Genomic DNA, 23033 nt, shown 5'->3' on the forward strand with positions numbered 1-23033 from the left:
TGGATCAGACCTTTTCTTCGAGTTCCAGGAACTGCCGAACCCGCTGCGTACTGGGCGAGACAAAGAATTCATCCGGTGCGGATTTCTCGATGATCTTGCCTTTCTCCAGGAATACGACCTGATCGGAGACGTTGCGGGCGAACTCCATCTCGTGGGTCACGATGATCATCGTGTAGCCCTCCTGTGACAGGTCGCGAATCACCGCAAGCACCTCCCCGACCAGTTCCGGATCCAGCGCCGAGGTGGGCTCGTCGAACAGCATAACGCGCGGTTGCATCGCCAGGGCCCGGGCAATTGCGACACGCTGCTTTTGACCACCGGACAGTGTGTAGGGGTAGTTCAGTCGCTTTTCGGCCATGCCTACCTTGGCCAACAACTCATCGGCAACGACTTCGGCCTCCGCCTTTTTCATGCCCTTGACGTAGACAAGGGCCTCGGTGACGTTATGCAGGACGTTCAGGTGGGGCCAGAGATTGAAACTCTGGAACACCATGCCCAACTGCGAGCGCACCTTGGCCAGCTCCCGCTGGGTGGCCGGCTTTCCGGTTTCGCCGTTAAAGCCGATACGTTCACCGGCAATGCGAATTTCTCCCCGGTCGGGCTGCTCCAGCCAATTGATACAGCGTAATAACGTGGATTTCCCGGAGCCGGACGATCCCAGGATGCTGACCACTTCACCACGCTGCACCTCCAGGTCGACATCGCGAAGTACTTCGATGCCATCGAACTGTTTCGACAGTCGCTTGATACTGACTTCAGGTACTTCAGGCATTCTTGAATCCTCGTTTTTCGCTGGTACGGCCCATCAAGTTCACCGCCTGTTCCAACGCAATGCTGATCAGCCAGTAGAAGCCGATGGCGACGATGAACGCTTCCATGGGGATGAAATAGGTACCGGACAAACCATTGGCCGCCGCCGTCAATTCCCGCACCGTGATAATCACAAGGAAAGCGGTGTCCTTGAGCAGGATGATCAGTTGGTTACCCAGCACACCCCGAGACTTCATCACCAACTGGGGCAGGATCAGTCGCAGGAACATGGTGGGCATCGAGAAGCCTTGTGCCACGGCGGCTTCCACCTGCCCCGGCGGCAGGGTGATGCGGGTTCCGCGCAGGATCTCGGCAAAGTAGGCGCCGTGGTAGAGCACCAGGGCGCTGACGCCGGCCTGCCAGGAACTCAGGCGAAGCCCCAGCGAGGGGAGACCGTAATAGAACAGGTAGGCCAGGATCAGGAACGGCAACAGGCGCATGCCATCGATGAAGATGCGCAACGGTATCCGCAGGGGCGCCTTCGCCCACTCGAGGCAATACACGATGACGCAACCCAGCAGGAAACCGAGTCCCGCGGAAACACCGAAAAGGATCAGGGTATTGAAGAACCCGTCCACGAAGACATCGCGCGAGTCCCAAAGGATGTCCCATTCACTCATCCACAGACTCCATCAGACAGCCAACCGGTTGGCTTTGCGCTCGGCCACGCGCTGAAACCACACCAGGAAGCCGATAATCACCATGTAGAGCGCGCCGGCGACGAGGATGGGCGGCAGGGGTTCGTAGGTTACAGCCGAGATGCGATTGGTGACCCGCGTCAGGTCGACCACCCCAATCACGGCGATGGCGGGGCTCCCCTTGATCAGGAACGACATCTCGTTGACCAGGCTCGGCAGGCTGGTAATCACGATCTGGGGAAGCATGATACGCCGGAAATACACCCAGGGCGTCATACCGACGGCCAGGGCCGCCTCCCGCTGTTCGTTGGAAAAATTGTTGAAGGCCGAGCGCCAGATTTCTGCATTGAACGCCGTGGTATTCAGGGTCAGGGCGATGATACCGGCGATGGATCGATCCATATTGAGACCCAACGTCGGCGCCGTAAGAAAGATGAAAAGCACCAGGGTCACCAGGGGCGTTGCCCGGGCAATACTGATGTAAAGCCCGAGCAACTGATGAACGAAGGGAATACGGGCCGAACGCACGAGCGCGATGATGAGCCCCAGGGTTACCCCCAGGGCGATGGAAACGCCCGAAATCCAGAGGGTCACCCAGGCGCCTTCCAGCAACATCGCCCATGCGGTTGAATCCATCGGTCCCTGTCTCCCCCTGCACCCTGTCTGTCTGCGACAACTTACATGCCGGCCATCTGGTGAAATTCGTCAACGCTGGTAATCGGCACCTTCGGCAGATCGTCGAAGGCCTGCCCGAACCATTTTTCCTGCAACTCGGCGAGACGCCCGGTTTCACGCATGTGGTTCAGGAAATCCGTCAAATAGGCGAGCAGTTCGGCATTGGCCTTTGGAACCGGCCAGCCGACAAATCCAGGGCCGGAGACGGCCTGACCCGCCTCGAAAACGTCTCCCCGCTCCTTGATGAGGTCATTGACCGGAACGGCCGAATTGATTGCGTAGTCCAGACGCCCGTTAGCCAAATCTGCGTAGATTTCCGGATAGGCCTCGTATTGCACTACCTCGCCCAGCTCTCCACCGGTCTCTTCCAGCATGGCCTCCAGTTCGGGGAGCCTTGAGAGCAGGACGCTGCCCGCCTGCACACCCACCGTCATGCCGTCCAGGTCGGCCACGCTCTTGATACGGTCATCACCCGCACGTTTGATATAGAAATGCTGGGCCGAGGCGAAGGGAGGCGCATAGTTGAACACGCGCAAACGTTCGTCAGAGACTGAGGCACCGGTAATGGCCGCATCGTACTGACCGCTCGCGACCGCCGCGAGCAGGCCGGTCCACGGCAGGATTTCCTGACGAACCTCGAAGTCGGAATAGTCTTTCAGCTCCGCAATCATGTCCTTCATGAAGCCATCGGGCTCGCTACCGCGCATGAAATTGAAGGGTGCATAGTTGTCCTCGGTCGCGACGATCATATAGCCGCGTTCCTTGACCTCCGGCAGATCTCCCGCCTGCAGCCCCGTACTCAGCCCCAGGGCGAGACTGCCCAGGGCCGCTAACAGAATTCGCTTGGCCTGGTTAACGTTTAGCAAGCGCCATGCCGACGTGTGGTAGTGCTTCATTTTGTTCTCCCAAGACGTTCAATCAGTGCGAGACCTCGACAGGGGGTCTCGAAGGCGTCGTACCAGATCACACAGTCGTTCCAGATCGTGAAAAGGCCGCTCCGAAACAGCCGTTCGATTTCACCCTATGGGCTTTTGCGGCGTCCGCTTAGAGCCAGTTCCGGATCCACCGTGTGACAGACGCCGTGGCATGTTTTGTGCTCGAGTTTATGAACTCAGGGTCAAGGTTGGATGTTGTCTTGGAATAGGAGGGAGCAAACGTATGACCACTCTCTGCTTTGCCTTGCAGGATAGCTCGGAGCGTGGCCTTCAGGAGCAGTTGCGCGAGGGCTTGCTGGAAGCCATCCGCGTGGGCAGTCTGCCAACGGATGCACCTCTGCCCAGTTGCAGGAAGCTGTCCCGCCGGCTCGGCATTTCCCGCAACACCGTTGCCATCGTGTATGAAAAGCTGGTGGACGACGGCTTCCTGGTCAGCCGGCCTCGCAGTGGCTACTACCTGCATGCCGACTACCGGAAGGAAGGCTCACCGCTGGTCGACAAAGCAGTGGATAGGGCGGCACCGGCGTGGCAAAACATCGGAGCCAGGACGACCGATCCTGCACCATCATGGCGCAGCCGACTGGCCCGGCATCCGAGCAAGTACCAGGGCGTACTCAAACCCAGCAACTGGACGGACTACCCTTATCCGTTCATCTACGGCCAGCCGGGAACAGACGACTTCCCCATTGCGGCCTGGCGCGAGATTTCACGGCGACGACTGGAAGGCAAACGAGATCGCGACTGGCTGCGCGACCGTATTGACCAGGATGATGCATTGCTTATCGAGCAGATCCGCAAACGACTGCTACCCAGACGCGGCATCCTGGCCCAGCCGGATGAGATCCTCGTGACCCTGGGATCACAGAATGCGCTTTTCCTGTTGGCACAGCTTCTGTTCAAAGCCGGCACACGGGTCGGCCTGGAGAACCCGGGTTACCGTGAAGCCGTCAACGTCTTCCAGTTCTTCGGCGGCTCGCTCGTCCCCCATAATGTGGATAGCCAGGGTATCGAGCTGACCCGGGCATCGACGCAGTGCGACTACCTCTATGTCATGCCCAGCCATCAGGTTCCAACGGGAATAACCATGAGTCGTGGCCGTCGCGACGCGCTCATGGCCCAAGCCGTTGCCCATGACCAGGTCATTATCGAAGATGACTATGATGCGGAACTGCATAACGATCACGAAGCGCTACCGGCGTTGAAGGCGAGTCGCGCGGGCACCCGTGTCATTTATCTTGGCAGCTTTTCAAAGGTGCTCTCGCCGGGGCTGCGCATGGGCTATCTCGTCGCGGACGCAGAACTGATCGAAGAACTGCGAGCCTTGCGCCGACTGATGTACCGGCACCCGCCGGCGAATCTCCAGCACCAGATGGCCCAATTGATCGCCCAGGGCTATTACGAAACCTACCTGCGCAGCCATGTCGAGGATACAGACCGCCGTCGAGAAACGCTGCTCGCCGCCATCAACACCTACCTTCCGCAAAGTCGCTGCCATAGTGCAGACCGGGCCAGCGCATTCTGGCTGGAAATGCCGGCCGGAACCGATACCCAGCAACTGGCCTGGATGGCCGCCCAGCGCGGCGTCCTCATCGAACCCGGGTTCCAGCATTTCCAGGATACGGCGCCACCCCGTCACTTCTTCCGACTGGGATTCAACGCCATCGAGCGTGGCCATATCGTTCCAGGTATTGAACGCTTGGCCTCAGTGATGCACAGCGCTGACTAGCCAGATGTCACACGGTTGCTGAATAACTGGCCCTAAAAACCGCTTCGCCTTTGCCTCTATAGTCTCCCTGAAACAGACCTCCTGAAACGAGCCCTTCATGCAGGGGCGTCAGGCCCACAACAGGCGGAGCACACGATGCCCATCCCTCCATACTGGCTTTTCGGTGCGGCCATCGCCTTTGTGGCGGGCGCATTGCGCGGCTATACAGGGTTCGGCTTCGCCATGACCATGGCGCTCGGCCTGCTATGGTTCCTCCCGCCAGTGCAGGTCGTACCGACGGTACTGATGCTGGATATCCTGGGGGCCCTCGGCCTGCTGCGACACGCCTGGCAACATGCCGACCATGCGATCCTCCGGCGCCTGCTACCGGCCATGCTGGTCGCCTCCGTCATCGGCGTACTGGTGATGCACGTGCTACCGGACGGGCCCGCTCGTTTGCTGGTCGCCTTCGTTTGCCTGGCGGGCGCGCTGGCCACGCTGATCAAACCTGCCAGATCGCATCAAACGCCTGCCGATAAGCGGGCCCACGATCTGAGGTTTGCCGTACCGGCCGGCGGTGTTTCAGGTCTAGCGATGAGTATGGCGTCCGCAGGAGGGCCTCCGCTGATGGCGTATCTCGCGCAAACGACCCTGGATGCACAGGTAGCCCGCGCCACTGCTATTCTCTTCTTCATTGCTGCGAGCATGGTCGCGCTGACAGGCTATACCGGCGTCGGGGCGTTGTCCGCGAATATTATCGGGCTCGCCCTCTTCCTCTGGCCACTCGCTTTGGGGGGAGCGGCATTGGGCCAATGGTGTTTTCGCCGTTTCCCTCCGGCCTCATTTCGCAAACTCGTATCGCCATTACTCATTGCCATGGCCGCGTGGCTGCTTATGAAGGAGCTGTGGATGCTGGCCGACTAGCCAGACATCTGTTGTGGCCCACCTCGAACCGACTGCATAGAGGAGTCCTGTTATGACCATTGCCTTTATAACCGGCGCAACGTCCGGCTTTGGCCGGGCCACTGCGGAGCGTTTTGCCGAAGCCGGGTGGGCGCTGGTACTGACCGGCCGGCGCCGGGAACGTCTCGACGAACTGGAACGCCGACTGGCCGGCAAGTGCCCGGTGCTGACGCGCGTTCTCGACGTGACGGACGCCCAGGCCGTAACCGAGTGCATCGCGCACTTGCCCGAGGCTTTCCGGGCCGTTAGCGTATTAATCAATAACGCCGGGTTGGCGCTCGGGACGGCGCCCGCCCAGGATAGCGATCCCGAACAGTGGCAACGTATGATCGATACCAACATCAGCGGTCTTACGCGAGTGACCCACGCCCTGCTCCCCACCCTGATCGCCCAGGGCCGCGGTAGCAGCATCATCAACCTCGGCTCCATCGCTGGCCACTGGCCCTATCCCGGCGGGAACGTCTATTGTGGAACGAAAGCCTTCGTCGAACAGTTTTCATATGCCCTGCGTTGCGATCTCAAGGGCACGGGCGTGCGTGTGACCAACCTGGCTCCCGGCCTCTCCGAAAGCGAATTCACCCTGGTGCGCACCGGCGGCGACCGCGCCGCCTACGATCAGCTCTATCAGGGCGCCGACCCCATACAACCCGAAGACATCGCTGAAACGATCTTTTGGGTTGCCAACTTGCCGGCTCACCTGAACGTCAACCAGATGGAGATCATGCCCGTTTCCCAGGCGTGGTCTCCCTTTTCCGTCCATCGCGACAACACCCCCGATTGAGGAGCGGACCGATGAATACGTTCGAACAGGATATCGACACGCTGAGAACCTGGGACCGAACCCACGTATGGCATCACCTGACGACCGGGCAGGCCGCATCGGCCGGCGTTCCCATGTTCGTGCGCGGGGAAGGCCTGACGCTCTGGGACAGCGACGGTAAGGAGTACCTGGATGCCTCCGCCGGGGGCGTGTGGGTGACTAATGTCGGTTACGGCCGCAAGGAAATCGCGGATGCGGTCTACCAGCAGCTCATGGACCTCAACTATTTCGCCGGGTCGATGGCCAGTAAACCGGCGGCCGCCTTTGCGGAAAAACTTCTCGGCAAGATGCCGGGCATGAGCCGCGTGTATTACTCCAGCTCCGGCTCCGAGGCTAACGAGAAAGCGTTCAAGATGGTGCGTCAGATCGCCCACAAATTCCATGATGGTAAGAAACACAAGATTCTCTACCGTGACCGGGATTACCACGGCACCACACTCGCGACGCTAAGCGCCAGCGGTCAGGCAGAGCGCCGCGAACAATTTGGCCCGTTCATGCCCGGGTTCGTGGAGTTTCCCCACTGTTGCGAGTACCGCAGCCAGTTCGGTGATGTCGAGGACTACGGCCTACGGGCTGCCGCAGCGATGGAAGAGGTGATCCTGCAGGAAGGTCCCGATACCGTCGGCGCGGTCATCATCGAACCCATTACCGCGGGTGGAGGCATTATCCCGCCTCCGTCGAGCTACCTGCGGCAGGTTCGCGAGATCTGCGACCGCTACGACCTCCTGCTAATCATGGATGAAGTGGTTTGCGGACTGGGGCGGACAGGGGCCTGGTTTGGCTACCAGCACTACGATGTCGTGCCGGATATCGTCACCATGGCCAAGGGCGTCGCTTCCGGTTATGCCGCGATTTCCTGCACGGTCACCACCGAACGCGTCTACGAGATGTTGCAGGAGGCGGAAGGCGATACGCTCGGCTATTTCCGCGATATCTCTACCTTCGGCGGATGTCTGGCCTCCCAGGCGGCAGCACTCGCCAACCTGAACATCATTGAGCGCGAGGGACTGGTCAAAAACAGCGCCCGTCAGGGTGAACGACTGCTCGCCGGTTTCCGGGAACTCGCTGACCGTTATGCACTGATCGGGGACGTGCGCGGCAAGGGCCTGTTCCTGGGTATCGAACTGGTGACCGATCGCCAGAGCAAACAACCTGTGGACGAAAGGATATCCATGGCTATCGCCGCCAAGTGCAAGGAACACGGGTTATTGATCGGTCGCACCAATCGTAGCCTGACCGGATTCAACAACATCCTGAATTTCAGCCCGGCGCTGACCATTACCGAGCAACAGGTCGACATTGTGATCGAGCGCCTGGACCGGGCGTTCCACGACGTCACCGAGGGTATGTAGAGGGCACCCGCCGGGGGCGTTCAACACATGCGATTGTAACGGGGCACGGAAGCTGGGTCGACGATCAGATCCAGCCTCCGTGCGCGATGTTCAGGTCTCGGTCTGACCTGCTGCGAGCGCCGCGTCGATCAGGTCCTTTCCGATCTCGTCCTCGTAGGCTTCCCACACCGGTTTCATTGCATCCTGCCAGACCCTCAGCTCACTCGGGGTGGGCTTGAACAGTTCGATGTCCCTCATGCGGCGGATCTCGTCACGGTCGTTCATGGCTTTCGCCTTTGACACGGAGTTGCCGTACTCCAGCGCCATTTGCAGTGCGTATTCGAAATGCCTGAGGTCCTCTTCGCTGAGGTTACCCCAGAAACGGGCGTTGGTGATCACCATATAGTCGAGGACGCCATGGTTGGACTCCATGATGTAGGGCTGGTGCTCATAGAACTTCTGCGAGTAGATGTTGGACCAGGTGTTCTCCTGCCCCTGGATCAGGCCGGTGGCAAGCCCTTGGTAGACGTCCGCAAATGCCATCGGCAGGGGGATGGCATCGATGGTACGGAACTGCTGCTCGAGCACGTCCGAGTCCATGATACGGAAGCTCAGGCCGGCAAGGTCTGCCGGCTCGTGAAAGGGTTTGTTGGCGGTCAGCTGCTTCATGCCGTTGTAGAGGTAGCCGATGCCACGGATACCTTTTGCATCCATGCTCGTCAGAAGCGATTGACCGGCAGAACCCTGTTGGAAGCGCTCAATAGCCTCGTGATCCGGGAACAGGAACGGCAGGTCGTAGATCTTCAGCTTGTCCGTATAACCCTGAAACTTGGATACCGAAGGAACGGCAAAATGGATCTTACCGCGGGCAACCGCATCAATAGCGTCATCATCGTCCATCATCTCGGCATTCGGCCGAATCACGATCGTGTATTTATCGCCGAGAGTGCGTTCGACCAGGGTTTTGAACATGGTCGCCATCTTGCCCTTGGGCGTGTCGGGGCTAACCACATGGGAAAAGACCAGGGGTTCAGGACTGGCCGAAACAGCCACGGGCAATACACCTACGAAAATGGATAGGAAGATCGTCTTGAACTGCAGTTTCATCCACGTGCTCCTTGAGGCTTGCTGTCACTGGACGGCGGACAGCAAAGGAGCGGGTTTGCAAGACAAAGGCCAACGTTGCCAAGCCGCCTTAAAACCGGGGTACATAAGACTGCGGGAAAAGCCAACTTACCCAAACAATGCGCTAAGTAACAGAAAATACGGAACTTTACAGGCCAAGGGGTAGATTTCCACCCATCCACGCCATTATCAGTATCGACTTTCACCCATCACACACAAAACACGGAGCCCGCGCCTGGCGTGGCGCAACAGCATCCTTTCGGCCAGCGAAGGCCAGCGCCCGGCTTTGGTAGGCGGCAATCCACCCACCACTTGGCCTGTCCTGCCATGGCATGCGCACGGTTCGTCATGCTCAAAATTATCGATGGCTGAGTCATCAGTCTCGCCCTGAGCTTCCGGCATGTTCCGCATCAGGTCATTTCGGAGTAGCCTATAATCAAACGCTGGCGTCCCAGAACCGGTTGTGTGTGGTCGTTTTGCCTGTCAGCAGATCAAGGACGTAAACCACACAACCCGGCCAGAGGGATCCAGCCCCATGACGACCGATCGCTTGTCTCCCGTGTTCGCTTCCAGACCGGTGCTGACCGCTAGAAGCCTTATCCGCACACTCTTGGCCGCTGTAGTCATCACCAGCCTGTCGACAGCTTGCACAACACAGCAACCCGAAGAACCGCCAAAACCCTTGAGGGCGGACGTCTCGGAAGCGGAATCCACCATGGAAGGCGTTCCCGGCGGTGTGGTTATCCGCACCGCCCGTATTGACGCCACAGTCAAGAGCATCGACTACGACACCCGCTCGGTTACGCTCGAAGACGACGAAGGCGGGGAAGTCGCCATCAATGTCGGCCCCGAAGCCATCAACTTCGATGAAATCGACCGTGGGGACCGCGTTACCTTGGTCTACACCGAGGAGACTGTGGTTTATCTTCGCCCGCTCGAAGACCTTCCCGACGACGGGGTCAGCGCGGTTTCGGCACGTGCGATGGAGGGTCAGAAACCCGAGGGCTTTGCCGCCGGAGTCATCGAAATGACTGCGGTGGTGACTGGCGTCGACCTTGAGAGTCACACGGCTATCCTGCTCTTCCCGGACGGCACCAGCCGGGAAGTCCCGGTGCGTGACGATGTCGAATTAAACCAGGACCAGGTCGGTCAGGAGGTGGTCATCCAGAAAACCGCAGCCATCAGCCTGTCCGTGGAAGGCCCCGATGGGCCAGAGTAATGCAAGTGCAGAGGCGCATCTGTTTAAGGGATATTGGCGATTGAACAGGGGGAAAATGAGGTACGAAGGGAAGACTTTTAGCTTTTACAGACTTTAAAGCTGTCAACACCTTGTGAGTGGCCAAGGATTTCGAGCGACCAGGACTTGCCAGCTTTCAGAGAGGCTGCGTCTCTTCGGCTCAAGGACCAGCGATGTCTCTCTATATAAAAAAGATCGAGATATAAGAATAGGATCGAGCGATAACCGCATGATCGACAGGAGGCGTTGTGGAATTCCAGAAGCTCAGGGCATTCGTCCACGAGAGGATGCTTTTCAGGCTTACAAGACTGTTTGTTGTCACGGGACTGCTTTTCCCGTTATCGGTTCTGGCAGATCGAGCCCACTCGTGGGATATGTCGGTCCACCTGCTTGGCAACTTCCATGAATCGAGCAAGGGCAAGAACGGTTCACGACTGAACATCGACTCTTCCATCGGCCTGGGTTTCGACGGTGGCTACAACGTCAACGAACACTTGAAGCTGGGCGCCGAGCTCTCGTTCCTGAGTCCGGACTACACCGCGACTATCGGCGTGGATGGCGGCATGCGGCAGAAGATCGATGCCGAAATGGACGTCTTCAACGGTCAACTCTACGGCGCCTGGAACTTCCTGCAGGGGCCGCTGACACCTTACGTTCGGGCCGGTCTGGGCTGGACCTATATCGACTCGAATATCGTCACCAATGATGTGCCAGCCGGCGTGTGCTGGTGGGATCCGTGGTGGGGCTATGTCTGTTCGGAGTTCTACAACACCTACGATGACACACGATTCTCCTACGGCGGCGGCCTGGGCGTGCGCTACGACCTGGATCGCCAGTACTACATCCAGGGCGGCGTCGATCACTATGAAATGACCGGCAGCGGTCTGGGATCCGACCCGGATTTCGGGATCTGGCGGGTCGAGTTTGGCTGGCGCTTTGGCGGACGTTAGCGAGTACCTACAGCTTCGCACCAACCCATTCCCTTCCCGTCCAGACCTATGAGCGATCCCTCTCCTGGGTCAGCGGCCCCGCGACCATGTAGAAATAGTCGTATGCGATGGTGTAATCGCGGGTGGATAGCAGCGAGCCCTCGCCTTCGAGATGCACGCTGTACCGCGGTGAACTCGTACAGGGACATTCCGCGATAAGCTTGAGTACGCCGTAGTCGAGCAATATTTTCGTCATTCCCTTTCCCATAGCCGTGGTCTTCCTTTCCACATCCCATTTGCTGCAGGCCCCATCCGAATTACTGCAGGCGACATGCGAGTTACCGCAGAAACCTTGATGTTGGAAGAAGCGCGCCAGTAAACCCGAAGACGCGCTTCTCCGCATACAACTGTGTTTAGATGCCGGCCCCAACCGGGTCCGTAATTTCCTCAAGTCGTGCCGGCATGCATATGGTCGCTCTGTGTATGCCTGAAGACGTGAACGCATGCGGACTCACCTGACGGCAATGGTGCGCTCCAATTGGGCCATGTCGTTGACCAGCTTCCAGTGACCACCGCCCTGCTCCACCTGGGCCTTCCAGGTCTCCAGGCGGTCGTAATAGGCCGCGGGGTTATTGTTGTCGCTGAGCTGGCGCTTGACGTTGACGGCTACCACTTCCACATCCTTCAGGTTCATGGCCATATCGCGCTTGAGCTGCGGCGGCAAGTCCTCGTGCAGGTCGGAGAGGATGAACAGCTGCTTGTCCCTGGCGTCGATGCCACGCAGGTAGTCGGTCGCCAACAGCACGCCTCCGGTAATGTCGCTGTGGTAGCTGGGCTGGTGGAACTTCTCGATAAAGGACACCACCTTGGCCTGGAATTCCCGCTTCTGGCGATTCGCCACGCTGGAGCGATAGTCGAAGGTTTCCTGCGCGATCACATTGCGCTCGGTGAAGCTGCTGTTGTCGATAAAGGCGATCGCCAGGGAGTCGCCACTATCCAACTGGGTCAGCAGGTAGTGGCTCAGGCGCTGGGCCTTCTCCAACTCCGGCGCGTAGTCCCGGGAGATATCGATCAGCACGAAGGCGGCCCGGCTGTGGTCGGCGGCCTGCCCGCAACCGACCAGGGAAAGGCTCAACATCAGCACCGACACCAGGCGCATTGCAACGGTACACTTTTTGGCACTCATGGCTCAGGCCTCCCCGGGGTTCAGTGTCAGGTCATCCGCAAACGTATCCTCATCCGCTTTTTTACTGCGGCGGGTCTTGCGCGGCGTTTTTGTGGTTCGGGTTTCAAGCGTCCCATCTCCATAATCCGGACTTTCGGCACTCACCTTTGACTGGGCCTCTGTGGCACGGACGTTTGTGGTGGGGGAGTCCCGGCGAGCCATGACCAAGCGTTCGATACTCAGCGGCACCATGATGAACACGTCGTACAGGTTGACCAGGACCTTGCTCAGGTGATTGGTGACACCGCCGATCATCCGCAGGGCCACGCGCAGCGTACGCAGCACGCCCAGCGCCAGCAGACCGGATACAGTGCGCAGCGAGTGCACGAACGACTCCAGCGGGATGCCGACGAAGGCCAACGCGAACGGCAGGATGAAGCCCAGCAGCATCTGCCCGATGGAAGGCACCCAACGGAATTTCGGCTCACCGGGCTGTGCGCCGGCCAGGGTCTGCTGCAACGCTTCGGCATCCAGAGCCAGCAGGTCGCGCATGTAGGCCAGGGACGACTCGATACCGGCGAAAATCACCAGGATCGTCAGGGCCACGATGGCCATACGCTTGCGTACCCGGTCGTCCAGGCTCGAAATCACCGGGAACAGCCGCGTGATCTGCAGGCATTCCAGCAGGAACAGCCCCATCGCGATTTCCACCAGGATGATCACCAGCGCGGCCACATCCGAGGTGCGCACCGAACCGATGTAGCTGGCACCGCCCACCATCTCCGCCATCGGCATGGAGATCAGGTGGAAGTTGATGATGCCACCGAAAACGGCAATGGCGAGCACCAGGCTGGCGATAAAGAACTGGGTCAGCGATGACGAGGTCAGCGCGTTGACAGCCTTGTCTTCGGCCTTGCGGATGCTCTCGTAGTCGGCCATCTGGTTGTCGATCTTGCGCGCCCGGTCTTCCAGCCCGGTGATCGTCTGGCTGACGCTCTTCATGGTGTTGGTCAGCGTGCGCCAATCCGGCTGCATCCCCTTGAGGATACCGTGGCGTTCGTTGGTGCTCTCCTGGTAGGCCCTGAGGGTCTGCTCGTGGGAATCCTCCACCACTTCGCAGATGTTCTCGAGGATGCTGGCCACCGCAGGATCACCCGAACGCGGCAGGGTGGACAGGGTATCGAGCACGTCCTGCCACGCCGGCGGCATAGGGGCGTTGTCGATAGCGTCGTGGTAGTCCTGCTGGATCTTTTCCAGCGTGTCGGTAAGTCGGCGATGCAGTACCGGGTACTGGCTCAGGTCGCGCTCGACGATGGCGTTGACGCGATTGAACTCGCGCTCGATGGTTTTCTCGGCGGCTTCCCTGCCGGCGGCCAGCAGTACATCGTGGTTACGGGCGATGACCCGCGCTTCCAGCCGATGCAGGCTGACACTGGCCAGCCGCAGGCTGGTGTAGACCGCGCGACCGGTGCTGCGCAGCAGTTGGTGGGCATGGGGACGGCCGGCATAGAGCAGCACGATGGCGATAGCCAGCCAGACCGCCAGCGAAAGGGCCGGCGAATCAGACCAGATGGTGAGCATTTCATTGAACATGGGATACACCTCGTTATGTTCTTCCGTGATTGGACGACCCCATGCTCGGAAAGCCCGGTGAAAAATCTGTGAGTAGAAATGGCCGGTTCCAGGATTTTTGTAGCTTTATGTAGCTCTGCGAAGAGCTGCCGCGTCCGGCTTGGTATGCTCGCTGTAGTTTTCAGGTGACAGTCCTTGCAAAAAAAGCGGAATAAGAGAGAGGAGCCTCGACAGGGAACGACGAGGGCAGCGCATGGCCACCATCCTATGGGTTGAAGACCAGTCTCACTGGATCGAGAAGTTCAAGCCGGTACTGGAAGCCACCGAGTTCGACGAGCGTCCGACGCAGGTGCAGGTATTCCAGTTCGCCGAAGCGGCATGCCAGCATATCCGCCTGGCAGATACCCACACGCCTCCCGATATCGCCCTGCTCGATGCCAACATGAACGGCAACGACGCGGCGGGCTTTTCCGTCTCCCGCGCCCTTCAGCGCAAATGGCCGGACCTGCCGGTGATCTACCTGTCCGAACACAGCGGCACGATCATCGAACAGGAAGCCTTTGAAATGACCGGTGCGCAGGATTTCATCGCCAAGCACCAGCGCAATATCGAGTCGGTACTGTGCTGGCGCATCAAGTCGCGCCTGCGCCAGAACAGCCTGAGTCAAAATGGCCAGAGACAAGCCAGCGACGTGCTGCGTAGCGGCGAACTGACCCTGGATACCACCACGTGGGAAGCCTACTGGCAGGGCCGCAAGCTGATGAACCCCAGCAACGCGAGGCGCCCGCTGCCGCCGACCCCGCGCAAGATCCTGCGCTACCTGCTGGAGGCATCGCCCCGGCCACTCAGCACAGCACAGATCGCGGAGAGGCTGGATGCCGACCTGGAGCGCTTCTCCTACGCCAACTACCGCCAGCATATCCGGACCCTACGTCTCTCCATCGAACAGGCCACGGGCGGGGACGGGCAATTCATGACGCTATGCAAACAGGGACAGGGCATCGTCACTTTTGGCGACGAAGGTGCCTATTTTTGGAAGTCGATCGGCTGAAAACCGATCAGCAGTAGACGGATCAGATCATGACAGTCACCGTAACAAAAACCACCGAAACGGCGGTCACCGCAGACCGCGAAGACGCGATGGACTACCCCGAGGACGGTGTGCAGACCATTACCTTCCCCTGGCTGGCCATTATGGGCGGGATGATTGGACTCGCGTTCCTGACCCTTCAGGTCGATCCATTGCTCCAGGGTTTCTACCGGATACCCGAGGAATGGTTCCACCCGGCCATCAATGGCGCTGTTCTGATCTGGGTGGCGGTGCTGGCCTTCATAGATCTGCGCCGTTACCGGCGTCAACTGACCCGTCAGCGCGAGGACGTGCAGCGCCTGCGCAATCGCGTGCGGGAGATTTGGGACAGCAAGAAGCAGCTCCAGCGTAAGGCCCACACCTATTCCGGTCACGCCGATAAACTCAAGCGCTTCATCAGCGACAAACTGCTCGACTACATCGAATACGACGAGAAGTTCCTGCACTTCAAGAGTATCGCCGCGGAAGTGCGCCACAACGGCGTGATCAGCTTCGACAAGGTGCAAACCGCCCTGCAGCAGGCCGAGCGCGCCGCGCAAGCGGAGGAATCGATGCTCGACCGTGAAAGCATGGAAGCCGCCCTCGCGTCCATGCGTTACCTGTGGGACCTGCTCGATCTCTCTACCGCAGACAATCTCGCCCTGCATATCGGCAACCTGCTGTGCGAGTGCGAGGAACACTACTACCAGCAAGTGCTCAGCAACGAAACCAACGGCAACCCCTACGCCGTCGCCTACCCACCCCAGCGGGCCGCCCTGCGGGCACTGGCCCAGGTCTCGCCGGAACCCTTGCCGGCCCTGGAAGAAGAGGGCGACTACCGGCACGCGGACAATCAGTGGTTTGTCGACCTGGACCCGGTGCACGAGTTGCTTGGCAACGAGAATCACCTGGTGCTGCTGCTGGAGAACCTGCTGAAGAATGCGCAGTTCTTCTCCCGCAAACGCGGCTACAGCAGCCCGTTCGCGCCGGTGGCGCTGACGCTCTATGAGCAGCAAGGCCATGCCTGCCTGCGGGTCTATAACCGAGGGCCGCACCTGCGGGACGAGGATCGCCAGAACCTGTTCCAACTCGGGTTTTCCACCCGCCGGGTGCAGGAGCACCATGGCCGCGGCCTGGGCCTGTACTTCGTCAATGAGATCGTGAAGGGCTACGAAGGCCAGATAGCGGTGCGCAATATTTCCACGCCCGAAACCCAGTACACCGTGCGGATTCAACTGGAGAACGGCGAAATCATCACCGAGCGAGTAGATGTCGAACTGCAGGACGACAAGCCCCAATGCCGGCTGCCAGGTGCTGAGTGGGACAGAAGCCTGGAATGGACCTTTGCCGCTCCCCTGGTCAGCCTGGAAGTCACCACCACCGGCGGCGATAGCCGCGAGCGAACCCAGCGGGTGGACGGCATCGAGAGCCGGGGCAAGCAACAGTTCTTCGACCCGGGCCAGCCGGAACGACCGCGCTGGCGCTTCACCTATCAGCCCAAACGGAACGCCTGCAGTCTCAGCTTCGAGCCCCTGGATATCAGCGGCGTCGAGTTCGAGGTCCGACTACCGACTGCGCAGCACCGGCTGGAGAGCAGTGAACTGGACGGCATCGAGGAATTCGACGCCGAGGTCGAACGGCTGGATGCCCATTTCAAGGCCCACGCTCAGGATCTAGGATAGGGACCAGGAATGCGTAGCCCGCCTTAACATGCGAGTGGACACGTTTTAATTCGACGGGCGAGACCAGCCGTTCATATACTGGCTCTCAGCTCACCACGGAAGGCCTACTCCCATGCGCGTCTTCACTAATCCAGTGGGCCCCGGCTCACTCTGGTTCGACAACCTCGCCACCGCCGAGGGGACCCCGGTAGCCTATGATCCCCAGGCAAGGTCATTTCTACCCATGCCGCCCTTCTGCATCAATCGGGAGGTTATTGGCTGCAACTGGATTGCACCGGAACAAGGTGCCTTTTGCCGGTCCTGTGCCATGACGACACTGGCGCCAGACCCCTCCATCGAAAACGCTATACCCAACTGGGCACTAACGGAGGCAGCCAAGCGCTGGGTTCTCGACAATCTCGGTCGCTGGAACTGGTTCCGTCCGGAGGATCCGGGCGTGCGTCCCGTTTTCCGGATGCTGGCCGAAGGCCGTACACCGGTCTATATGGGGCACGCAGACGGAGTAGTCACGATTAGCGTGGCCGAGGCCGATCCCGTCGTACGTACGACCCGGCGCGAAGAACTGCAGGAGCCGTACCGGACCATGATCGGGCACATGCGTCATGAGATCTCACATATGCTCTGGTGGCGGCTAAGTTTGCGTGAGGACTTTCTCGACGCCTTCCGCGCCATGTTCGGCGATGAGCGCGAAGATTACGGCCAGGCCCTTCAGCGGCACTACAACCAGGGGCCCCCAGCGGATTGGATGGATCGTTTCCTGACGACCTACGCTTCCGCACACCCCCACGAGGACTGGGCCGAAACCGCCGCCCATCTATTACATCTGACCGATATCACGGATAGCTTCGTAGGCGCTGGTCTGTCATTGCCGGACTTGCCGGGGCCAAACTGGGATCCGTATTCTGAAACGGACGCAGACCGACTGATTCATATCGCTACAGCAGTAGCCATCGGGGTCAATCACGTCAACCGATCCATGGGGCTTTCCGACCTCTACCCCTTTGTCCTATCGGATGTGGCCCGCCGTAAGCTCGCTTTCGTGCATGACTGGCTACGCCGGGGCGCCCAGGGGCGTTGATGTCGCTGGACGGTATCTACAGGAAACCAGGCGCTTGCGCGGTAGAACGTCGCACCGCGCAGACGCCTAAAGATCAAAATGGGTAGGCATGATGACCATATCCCGGATATTCACGTGCCGGGGCCGGGTCAACATGTAGAGAACAGCATCCGCCACTTCGCTGGCTTCGATCAGACTGCCGGCAGCCTTGGCCTCCGCCAGTTTCTCCGCCGGCCAGTCATCGAGTAACGCGCTGATAACCGGCCCCGGCGATACCGAACCCACACGAATGCCGTGTTTGAACACTTGGCGCCTCACGGTCTGGACGAAACAGTTGATCGCCCACTTGGAGGATGCGTAAACCGGCTCCCAAGGCGTGGGATAGTGCGCCGCCAGGGAGCTGGTGACCATGATGTCACCGGTGCCGCGCTCGATCATGTGCGGCAACACGTCGTGTACGTTCTTCATCACCACGTTGACGTTGAGATTCATCATGCGATCGATGGCACTGGTGTCGGCGTCTACCAGATCCCCACCGATATAAAGCCCCGCGTTAGCATGGAAGATATCCAGCCGGCCTACCGCATCGAGGACCTGAGGCATCAGCGTTGCACACTGCTGGGGGTCGAGCAGATCCACGACCAGTGGAACGACCGCATCGCCATGTTGTTCAGCCAGGGCGGTTAATGCCGCTTCGTCGCGGTCAACCAGCACCACCCGTGCGCCGGCAGCCACCATCGCCTCGGCACTCGCCAACCCGATGCCGGAGGCACTTCCGGTTATGGCGGCAACCTTTCCTTCCAGGCTGTTCTGCATCTCCCTGCTCTCCCTTTTCCTGCTTACCCTTTCCGGTAAATACCGGTCAGCCTTTAACTACTAACTTCAGCCCTTTCCGCCAGCTGATCATTGATCATCTCCAGCATGCTCGGAAACAGCGCCCGGTCAACCTGCGATTCGCTGTCCCACAGCTTCGACTTCAGGAACGCCCGGGAGCAGTGCAGGAAAACTTCCTTCACGGTGATTTCGATGCAGGCCTTCGCCGGGTAGCCCGGCCCGTCCACTTCAGGAAACCGCTCAAGGCGATCGTCGGCAACGGAAATTCGCGCCTTGCCGTTAATCCGCAGGGTTTCGTTGATACCGGGGATCATGAAGATGCAGCCGATATTCCCGGTCTTGAGGATATTCCCCAGACTGTCGAGACGCTTGTTGCCGGCCGCGTCCGGAATAAGGAGGGTGTTGTCGTCCACCACCTGCACAAAGCCGGGCTCCCCGCCACGAGGTGAACAATCCATCGCCTCGCGCTCGTCATAGGTGGCAATAACCAAAAAGGGCGCGTGTTTGATGAAATTGATACTGTGCTTCTCCAGCGCGCCGATCTGCTTCTGCACCGCCTTTTCTTTCGGGAACCCGTAGATCTCCCGCAACTGCTGCTCGGTTTCGATGTACATAGTTTCCTCAGAGGACAGAAGCCCGGGCGGGCCAGAGAAGCGCCTTACCCAATTTGGGCATATTATTACCCAAATTGGGTATTCTAGTTATTCGTCATGGCCAGTTAGATCCAGAACCGCCAGCCTAATCTCCTCAGCTATTCGCAAAAGACTCTCAACCGAGGCTTCGTCCACATCGACAATGCCCTCGTACTCAGCCAGATTTCGTTTGCGATGAGCCTGATCAATAACTCGCCACTTTGCAGGGGCTAATTCGAGCGTGTGCTGTAAACACTGGAACACGAGATAGCGATTATCGGACCGGTAGCCAAGTTGTCGTAGTGCGGCAAGCGACAACGCGTGGGCGGCGTTGTAAGCCAAATCAAACCGGCTCTCGATACTTAACGTTTCCAGCGCCGCATCTTTCAATCTTACGGTCCCTGAACGAATCAATCCGTCTACTTCAGCAGAATCCCTTGGTTCAGTGTGGAGTTTGTGAATTTTGACCAGGTTGTCCAATGCCTGTTTGTTCATCGATGATTCCCTTCAATAAAATGTACTGCCCACCCAATACTTTCCTTAGAAATGGGTTGTCCTCAGCCCGGCGCCTTTCAAATTCGTCGCACTTGTAGAGTGTCGGATTGATCGTGCGCATCAGGCTGGCCTCGACCGGCTCAAGAACGTTGAACACGTCTTCCAGGGTCAAGCTATCCGAGACTATCATCAGGTCGATATCGCTGTCCGCATGATCCGAGTTACGGGCTACAGAACCATAGATCAACGCCAACACCAGTTGATCCTCGATGGGATCCAATGCCCTCTCGACCTGCTGCACCGGACCGAGCGTTTTCGCGACGAGTGAAGCCAACTCCGGATAGACAGGCGCCTTTTGATTGGCGGTATATCTTTTCTGCCGCCGATCCATGGTTACGGCAACCAAACCACTGTCCACCAGACGGCTAATTTCCCGCTGCACTGCACCGGAGCCAGCACCCGCCTGCTCAATAAGCTCCGCTATGGAAAATGTCTCCTCAGGATGCAGGAAGAGTATGCGAAGCACTTTCTGGCGCGTGCCCGCAAATAGAGCGTCAGCCAAACTCGTGCGTTGGGAGAGTTGCGGTGCGTTCATACCAAGGCCATGATTGCTACCCAATTTGGGCAACTTTATACCCAAATTGGGTAAATCGCAAAATCGCCCGACAGCGAACTCACCACTCCTCTTCCTTATCCTTGGCCTCCTGTTCCTTCTTACGCTCACGAATGCGCTTCATCTTGTCTTCGGAGATGGGCATGTCGCGGGCGTTGTCGCGCAGGATCATGAGACCGCCGACCACCAGGACGATAGTGACGATGAGGAATATCCATCCAATGAGAGGCATAACAATGTTCCCTGTTGAGGATGCGTTCTTCCATGATGAACCAGGCCGGCTTTCCTGTCAGTCCTGAGCCAACATCAGTGTCAGACGTTCAGGCGTCGGCCAGCACTTCAGCCAGGTCCTGCGGGATCGGCATGGACGCAAAGGCACTGACGCTGGCACGTCCGGTATTGCCCGGCGGGACCCAAATGCGGGAGAACAGCAGGGCGGCAAAGGCCCGCGTCAGTTGGCCAAGCACTTCCCTGCTATCGTCGGTGCGGAAACCCAGCCAGAGCATACGCAGGTGGGTTGCCGCGTGGGCCAGGGCGAAACGCTGGCTGAGGATGTGGGCACGCTCCAAGTGAGAGAACGCCTGCGGAAAATCCGCCACCGCTTCAGCCTTCCGGGCCAGGGATAGCTCCCGCCGATAGGCCTGCTTCAGCGCCTTACGCATGTTTGCGCTCTCCCTGGAAGCCCGTGTCCTTGGAGCCCGAATCGCAGCAGCTGTCGTCGGGTTTGGCCGTATCGCCACAGCAACCGTCAGTTGCTGTCTTCTCTCCGTCATCACAACAGCCATCGTTAGACTTGGTTTCTGCCGGACCACAACAGGAGTCTGGCACTACATTGACGGCCGAGCCGGCAACCTCCGGCGACATTTGCGCGGCCTCAATCTCCGGATGGCGCCACTGCGCCCAGGCTTCGGTCAGCACCTGCCAGGCGGAGTGCAGGAACAATCCGGCGATTGCCAGGCCCACGATGACGTCCGGCCAGAGCGTACCGGTGACCGCCACGAGCACCGCGGCAACGATGACGCTGGAGTTAGCAACCAGATCATTGCGGGAGCACAACCACGTCGAGCGCATATTCAGGTCATCGCTACGATGGCTGTAGAGAAAGATGAAGCACACCGTATTGGCCGCCAGCGCAATCAGGCCGACCGCCCCCATCCAGTTGGCCTCGGGCACTACGCCCAGCAGGCTCTTGCGCACGGCATCGCCGATAACCACCAAGCCAAACAGCAACATGAACGCGCCCTTCGCCAAGGCGGCGCCGGCCCGGGCGCGGGCACTGCGATGGAGGGTATACAACGTCAGCGCATACACCGACGCATCGCCAAACATATCGAGCGAGTCGCCCAGCAATGCCGTCGAGTTCGCCATCCAGCCGCTGATGAACTCGAACAGGAACATCACGGCATTGATGCCAAGTACGATGTAAAGTACGCGCCCCTGCTTGGCGCGCAATTGAGCCAGTTCGCCAGCTTTGTTTTCGCAGCAGCTATCCAACGGCTGTTCCTCTCAATGGTCTATTTACGGACCATGATCAAGCTTGTAGCTACTACAGGGTCAAGCCATTTGTTGTGCGGAACGGGCGATCGGTTCCCAAGCGGGCACGTAAAACTTTTCGGGTCCGCAACCGTCAAATCCTTGTCCCCGACCTTCGGAACCAAAAGGAGGAAAGTCATGAAACCACTGGCTTCCTATCTGCGACAGAAGCTTAACCTCAAACCGACCCAGAGAATCGTTGAGCTCGAAAAACTCCGCAGCGACAATTGTGCAAGCTGCTTTCAGAAACAGATGTATGAAGTCAGGGAAGCGAACGATGCCGTGGCGGGAATCTACGATACGTGGTTACTGGCGGAAGGCACGGACGTCGTTTTTGGCTATTTCCAATACGCGCCCAATGGGGACCTGCTGGATCGCAGGACGTTCTATATGAGCGATTACGAAATGCAGCCAGCAGTTCCCAACCCCGGCCAGGATAGGCCCCAGGCTGATGCTCCAGTTGGCTAATCTGAGCTATACGTAGCAACTTGCTCTCCCCGAACTCCCACGCTGCCAGGTAAATAGCAGGACGAACCACTGAAAAGAGAAGTGGTGCCGGGAACAGGAGTCGAACCTGCGACCTGAGCATTACGAATGCCCTGCTCTACCTACTGAGCTATCCCGGCACAGATGCTGCCCATAACGAACGGAACAGCCTTTGCGGACTGGAGACGCCAATCAGATTAGTCGATTTTTGCGGCGGTAAAAAGGGCTTGGGAAACAACCTTCTGCTTCGTGATGCTGCGGGCCGTGGTGGCCTGCCAATAGAAGGTTATCGATACTGTAGAAAGGCGGGGAACGCTTGAACCCTGGGCCGGGCGTGTTCAGCCGGTCGCAGGTCGGGGGAGTGGAACTTGCCGTGCGGAGCAGATGGGCTGACGGGGCTTTGAGGCCTCGCCAACCAATCTCCACACGAGGCAATGCTGTACTCATTCAGTCTCTAATCAGTGACTGGGGGACAGCTTGGTCGGCGCTACGCGGAACAGGGCCTTTACTTTAGCGGCGAATGCGGCGCCCAGTTGAGCGACGTATTCTGCGCGTTGTGCACGGGCCAGTTTAAGGTAGTAGTCGATGTCGACGTTGCCGTATGCGTCCAATTTCAGGTTTTGGTCAGTCATGGTGTGTGTCCTCGTCTGGGAAATCTTCATGTCTACGGTGCTAATGTTAGGGACCTAGCGACTGTTGAAAAAGCGATCATTTCTAAGCAGAATGC

General features: G+C 59.0%; 26 protein-coding genes and 1 tRNA gene. 10 read left to right on the forward strand and 17 right to left on the reverse strand.

Annotated elements, in window-relative coordinates; translation table 11 throughout:
- Positions 1 to 4: 4 nt before the first annotated feature.
- The 4 genes from RE428_RS20860 to RE428_RS20875 are packed head-to-tail and all read right to left on the reverse strand — an operon-like array spanning position 5 to position 3019.
- A complete protein-coding gene (locus RE428_RS20860; RefSeq protein WP_004580233.1) occupies positions 5 to 772 on the reverse strand; it encodes an amino acid ABC transporter ATP-binding protein in 768 nt (255 codons plus the stop codon).
- Positions 765 to 1430 carry an amino acid ABC transporter permease gene (locus RE428_RS20865; RefSeq protein WP_004580232.1) on the reverse strand — a complete coding sequence of 222 codons (666 nt, stop codon included), beginning with the start codon at positions 1428 to 1430 and terminating at the stop codon, positions 765 to 767. Before RE428_RS20865 ends, RE428_RS20860 begins: the two co-directional genes overlap by 8 nt.
- A 12-nt stretch (positions 1431 to 1442) precedes the next feature.
- The gene (locus tag RE428_RS20870) at positions 1443 to 2084 is read right to left on the reverse strand and encodes an amino acid ABC transporter permease (protein ID WP_004580231.1); all 642 of its coding nucleotides are present in this window, start codon (positions 2082 to 2084) and stop codon (positions 1443 to 1445) included.
- A gap of 41 nt (positions 2085 to 2125) precedes the next feature.
- Entirely contained in the window at positions 2126 to 3019 is an 894-nt protein-coding gene (locus RE428_RS20875) for a transporter substrate-binding domain-containing protein (RefSeq protein ID WP_004580230.1), read from the reverse strand.
- Positions 3020 to 3281: 262 nt separating this feature from the next.
- On the opposite strand from RE428_RS20875, the gene pdxR reads away from it, so the two are divergent.
- From pdxR to RE428_RS20895, 4 genes are all read left to right on the forward strand, one after another.
- Positions 3282 to 4784, forward strand: a complete 1503-nt coding sequence (gene pdxR, locus RE428_RS20880; protein ID WP_004580229.1) for a MocR-like pyridoxine biosynthesis transcription factor PdxR — start codon at positions 3282 to 3284, stop codon at positions 4782 to 4784.
- A gap of 135 nt (positions 4785 to 4919) precedes the next feature.
- Entirely contained in the window at positions 4920 to 5687 is a 768-nt protein-coding gene (locus tag RE428_RS20885; protein ID WP_004580228.1) for a sulfite exporter TauE/SafE family protein, read from the forward strand.
- A 52-nt stretch (positions 5688 to 5739) separates the two neighbouring features.
- Positions 5740 to 6507, forward strand: a complete 768-nt coding sequence (locus RE428_RS20890; RefSeq protein ID WP_004580227.1) for an SDR family NAD(P)-dependent oxidoreductase — start codon at positions 5740 to 5742, stop codon at positions 6505 to 6507.
- An 11-nt stretch (positions 6508 to 6518) separates the two neighbouring features.
- Positions 6519 to 7898, forward strand: a complete 1380-nt coding sequence (locus tag RE428_RS20895; RefSeq protein ID WP_004580226.1) for an aminotransferase family protein — start codon at positions 6519 to 6521, stop codon at positions 7896 to 7898.
- Between the two features lie 90 nt (positions 7899 to 7988).
- Here the strand turns inward: RE428_RS20895 and RE428_RS20900 are convergent, their stop codons facing one another.
- Positions 7989 to 8984 carry a DctP family TRAP transporter solute-binding subunit gene (locus RE428_RS20900; protein ID WP_004580225.1) on the reverse strand — a complete coding sequence of 332 codons (996 nt, stop codon included), beginning with the start codon at positions 8982 to 8984 and terminating at the stop codon, positions 7989 to 7991.
- A 553-nt stretch (positions 8985 to 9537) separates the two neighbouring features.
- Between RE428_RS20900 and RE428_RS20905 the strand changes: the two genes are divergently transcribed.
- Entirely contained in the window at positions 9538 to 10221 is a 684-nt protein-coding gene (locus RE428_RS20905) for a hypothetical protein (protein ID WP_154660738.1), read from the forward strand.
- A 266-nt stretch (positions 10222 to 10487) separates the two neighbouring features.
- Complete coding sequence (locus RE428_RS20910; RefSeq protein ID WP_051079765.1) at positions 10488 to 11189, forward strand: porin family protein; 702 nt, start codon at positions 10488 to 10490, stop codon at positions 11187 to 11189.
- Between the two features lie 46 nt (positions 11190 to 11235).
- On the opposite strand, the gene RE428_RS20915 is transcribed toward RE428_RS20910, so the two are convergent.
- The 3 genes from RE428_RS20915 to RE428_RS20925 form a co-directional block, all read right to left on the reverse strand.
- On the reverse strand, positions 11236 to 11424 hold the full coding sequence (locus RE428_RS20915; RefSeq protein WP_154660737.1) for a hypothetical protein: 189 nt from the start codon (positions 11422 to 11424) through the stop codon (positions 11236 to 11238).
- Positions 11425 to 11679: 255 nt separating this feature from the next.
- The gene (locus tag RE428_RS20920; protein WP_004580220.1) at positions 11680 to 12354 is read right to left on the reverse strand and encodes a hypothetical protein; all 675 of its coding nucleotides are present in this window, start codon (positions 12352 to 12354) and stop codon (positions 11680 to 11682) included.
- 3 nt (positions 12355 to 12357) lie between these two features.
- Positions 12358 to 13926, reverse strand: a complete 1569-nt coding sequence (locus RE428_RS20925) for a hypothetical protein (protein ID WP_004580219.1) — start codon at positions 13924 to 13926, stop codon at positions 12358 to 12360.
- A gap of 232 nt (positions 13927 to 14158) precedes the next feature.
- Between RE428_RS20925 and RE428_RS20930 the strand changes: the two genes are divergently transcribed.
- The 3 genes from RE428_RS20930 to RE428_RS20940 all read left to right on the forward strand — a co-directional run bounded on the left by RE428_RS20930 (position 14159) and on the right by RE428_RS20940 (position 17734).
- Positions 14159 to 14956, forward strand: coding sequence for a response regulator transcription factor (locus tag RE428_RS20930; RefSeq protein ID WP_004580218.1), 798 nt, complete (start codon positions 14159 to 14161; stop codon positions 14954 to 14956).
- 29 nt (positions 14957 to 14985) lie between these two features.
- Complete coding sequence (locus RE428_RS20935) at positions 14986 to 16656, forward strand: ATP-binding protein (RefSeq protein WP_004580217.1); 1671 nt, start codon at positions 14986 to 14988, stop codon at positions 16654 to 16656.
- Between the two features lie 112 nt (positions 16657 to 16768).
- A complete protein-coding gene (locus tag RE428_RS20940) occupies positions 16769 to 17734 on the forward strand; it encodes a zinc-binding metallopeptidase family protein (protein WP_004580216.1) in 966 nt (321 codons plus the stop codon).
- Positions 17735 to 17800: 66 nt separating this feature from the next.
- Here the strand turns inward: RE428_RS20940 and RE428_RS20945 are convergent, their stop codons facing one another.
- From RE428_RS20945 to RE428_RS20975, 7 genes are all read right to left on the reverse strand, one after another.
- Positions 17801 to 18529, reverse strand: coding sequence for an SDR family oxidoreductase (locus RE428_RS20945; protein ID WP_004580215.1), 729 nt, complete (start codon positions 18527 to 18529; stop codon positions 17801 to 17803).
- A gap of 53 nt (positions 18530 to 18582) precedes the next feature.
- Positions 18583 to 19161 (reverse strand): MSMEG_1061 family FMN-dependent PPOX-type flavoprotein, encoded by a 579-nt coding sequence (locus RE428_RS20950; RefSeq protein ID WP_004580214.1) that lies wholly within the window; start codon positions 19159 to 19161, stop codon positions 18583 to 18585.
- Between the two features lie 87 nt (positions 19162 to 19248).
- Positions 19249 to 19674, reverse strand: coding sequence for a hypothetical protein (locus RE428_RS20955; protein WP_040882407.1), 426 nt, complete (start codon positions 19672 to 19674; stop codon positions 19249 to 19251).
- Positions 19622 to 20269, reverse strand: a complete 648-nt coding sequence (locus tag RE428_RS20960; protein WP_004580212.1) for a nucleotidyltransferase domain-containing protein — start codon at positions 20267 to 20269, stop codon at positions 19622 to 19624. Before RE428_RS20960 ends, RE428_RS20955 begins: the two co-directional genes overlap by 53 nt.
- 79 nt (positions 20270 to 20348) lie before the next feature.
- Complete coding sequence (locus RE428_RS20965) at positions 20349 to 20519, reverse strand: DUF2897 family protein (protein ID WP_004580211.1); 171 nt, start codon at positions 20517 to 20519, stop codon at positions 20349 to 20351.
- An 88-nt stretch (positions 20520 to 20607) separates the two neighbouring features.
- The gene (locus tag RE428_RS20970; RefSeq protein ID WP_004580210.1) at positions 20608 to 20949 is read right to left on the reverse strand and encodes a DUF3703 domain-containing protein; all 342 of its coding nucleotides are present in this window, start codon (positions 20947 to 20949) and stop codon (positions 20608 to 20610) included.
- Positions 20942 to 21781 (reverse strand): cation efflux transmembrane domain-containing protein, encoded by an 840-nt coding sequence (locus RE428_RS20975; RefSeq protein ID WP_004580209.1) that lies wholly within the window; start codon positions 21779 to 21781, stop codon positions 20942 to 20944. The genes RE428_RS20970 and RE428_RS20975 overlap by 8 nt, the downstream gene beginning before the upstream one ends.
- Positions 21782 to 21958: 177 nt before the next feature.
- Between RE428_RS20975 and RE428_RS20980 the strand changes: the two genes are divergently transcribed.
- Positions 21959 to 22288: a hypothetical protein gene (locus RE428_RS20980; RefSeq protein WP_004580208.1), complete on the forward strand. Its 330-nt coding sequence runs from the start codon at positions 21959 to 21961 to the stop codon at positions 22286 to 22288.
- A gap of 82 nt (positions 22289 to 22370) precedes the next feature.
- Here the strand turns inward: RE428_RS20980 and RE428_RS20985 are convergent.
- Together RE428_RS20985 and RE428_RS20990 are read right to left on the reverse strand one after the other, a co-directional pair.
- Positions 22371 to 22446, reverse strand: a tRNA-Thr gene (locus tag RE428_RS20985).
- 318 nt (positions 22447 to 22764) lie between these two features.
- Positions 22765 to 22938, reverse strand: a complete 174-nt coding sequence (locus RE428_RS20990) for an RSP_7527 family protein (protein WP_154660736.1) — start codon at positions 22936 to 22938, stop codon at positions 22765 to 22767.
- Positions 22939 to 23033: the final 95 nt, after the last annotated feature.

This window comes from Marinobacter nanhaiticus D15-8W, assembly GCF_036511935.1.
GTDB lineage: Bacteria > Pseudomonadota > Gammaproteobacteria > Pseudomonadales > Oleiphilaceae > Marinobacter_A > Marinobacter_A nanhaiticus.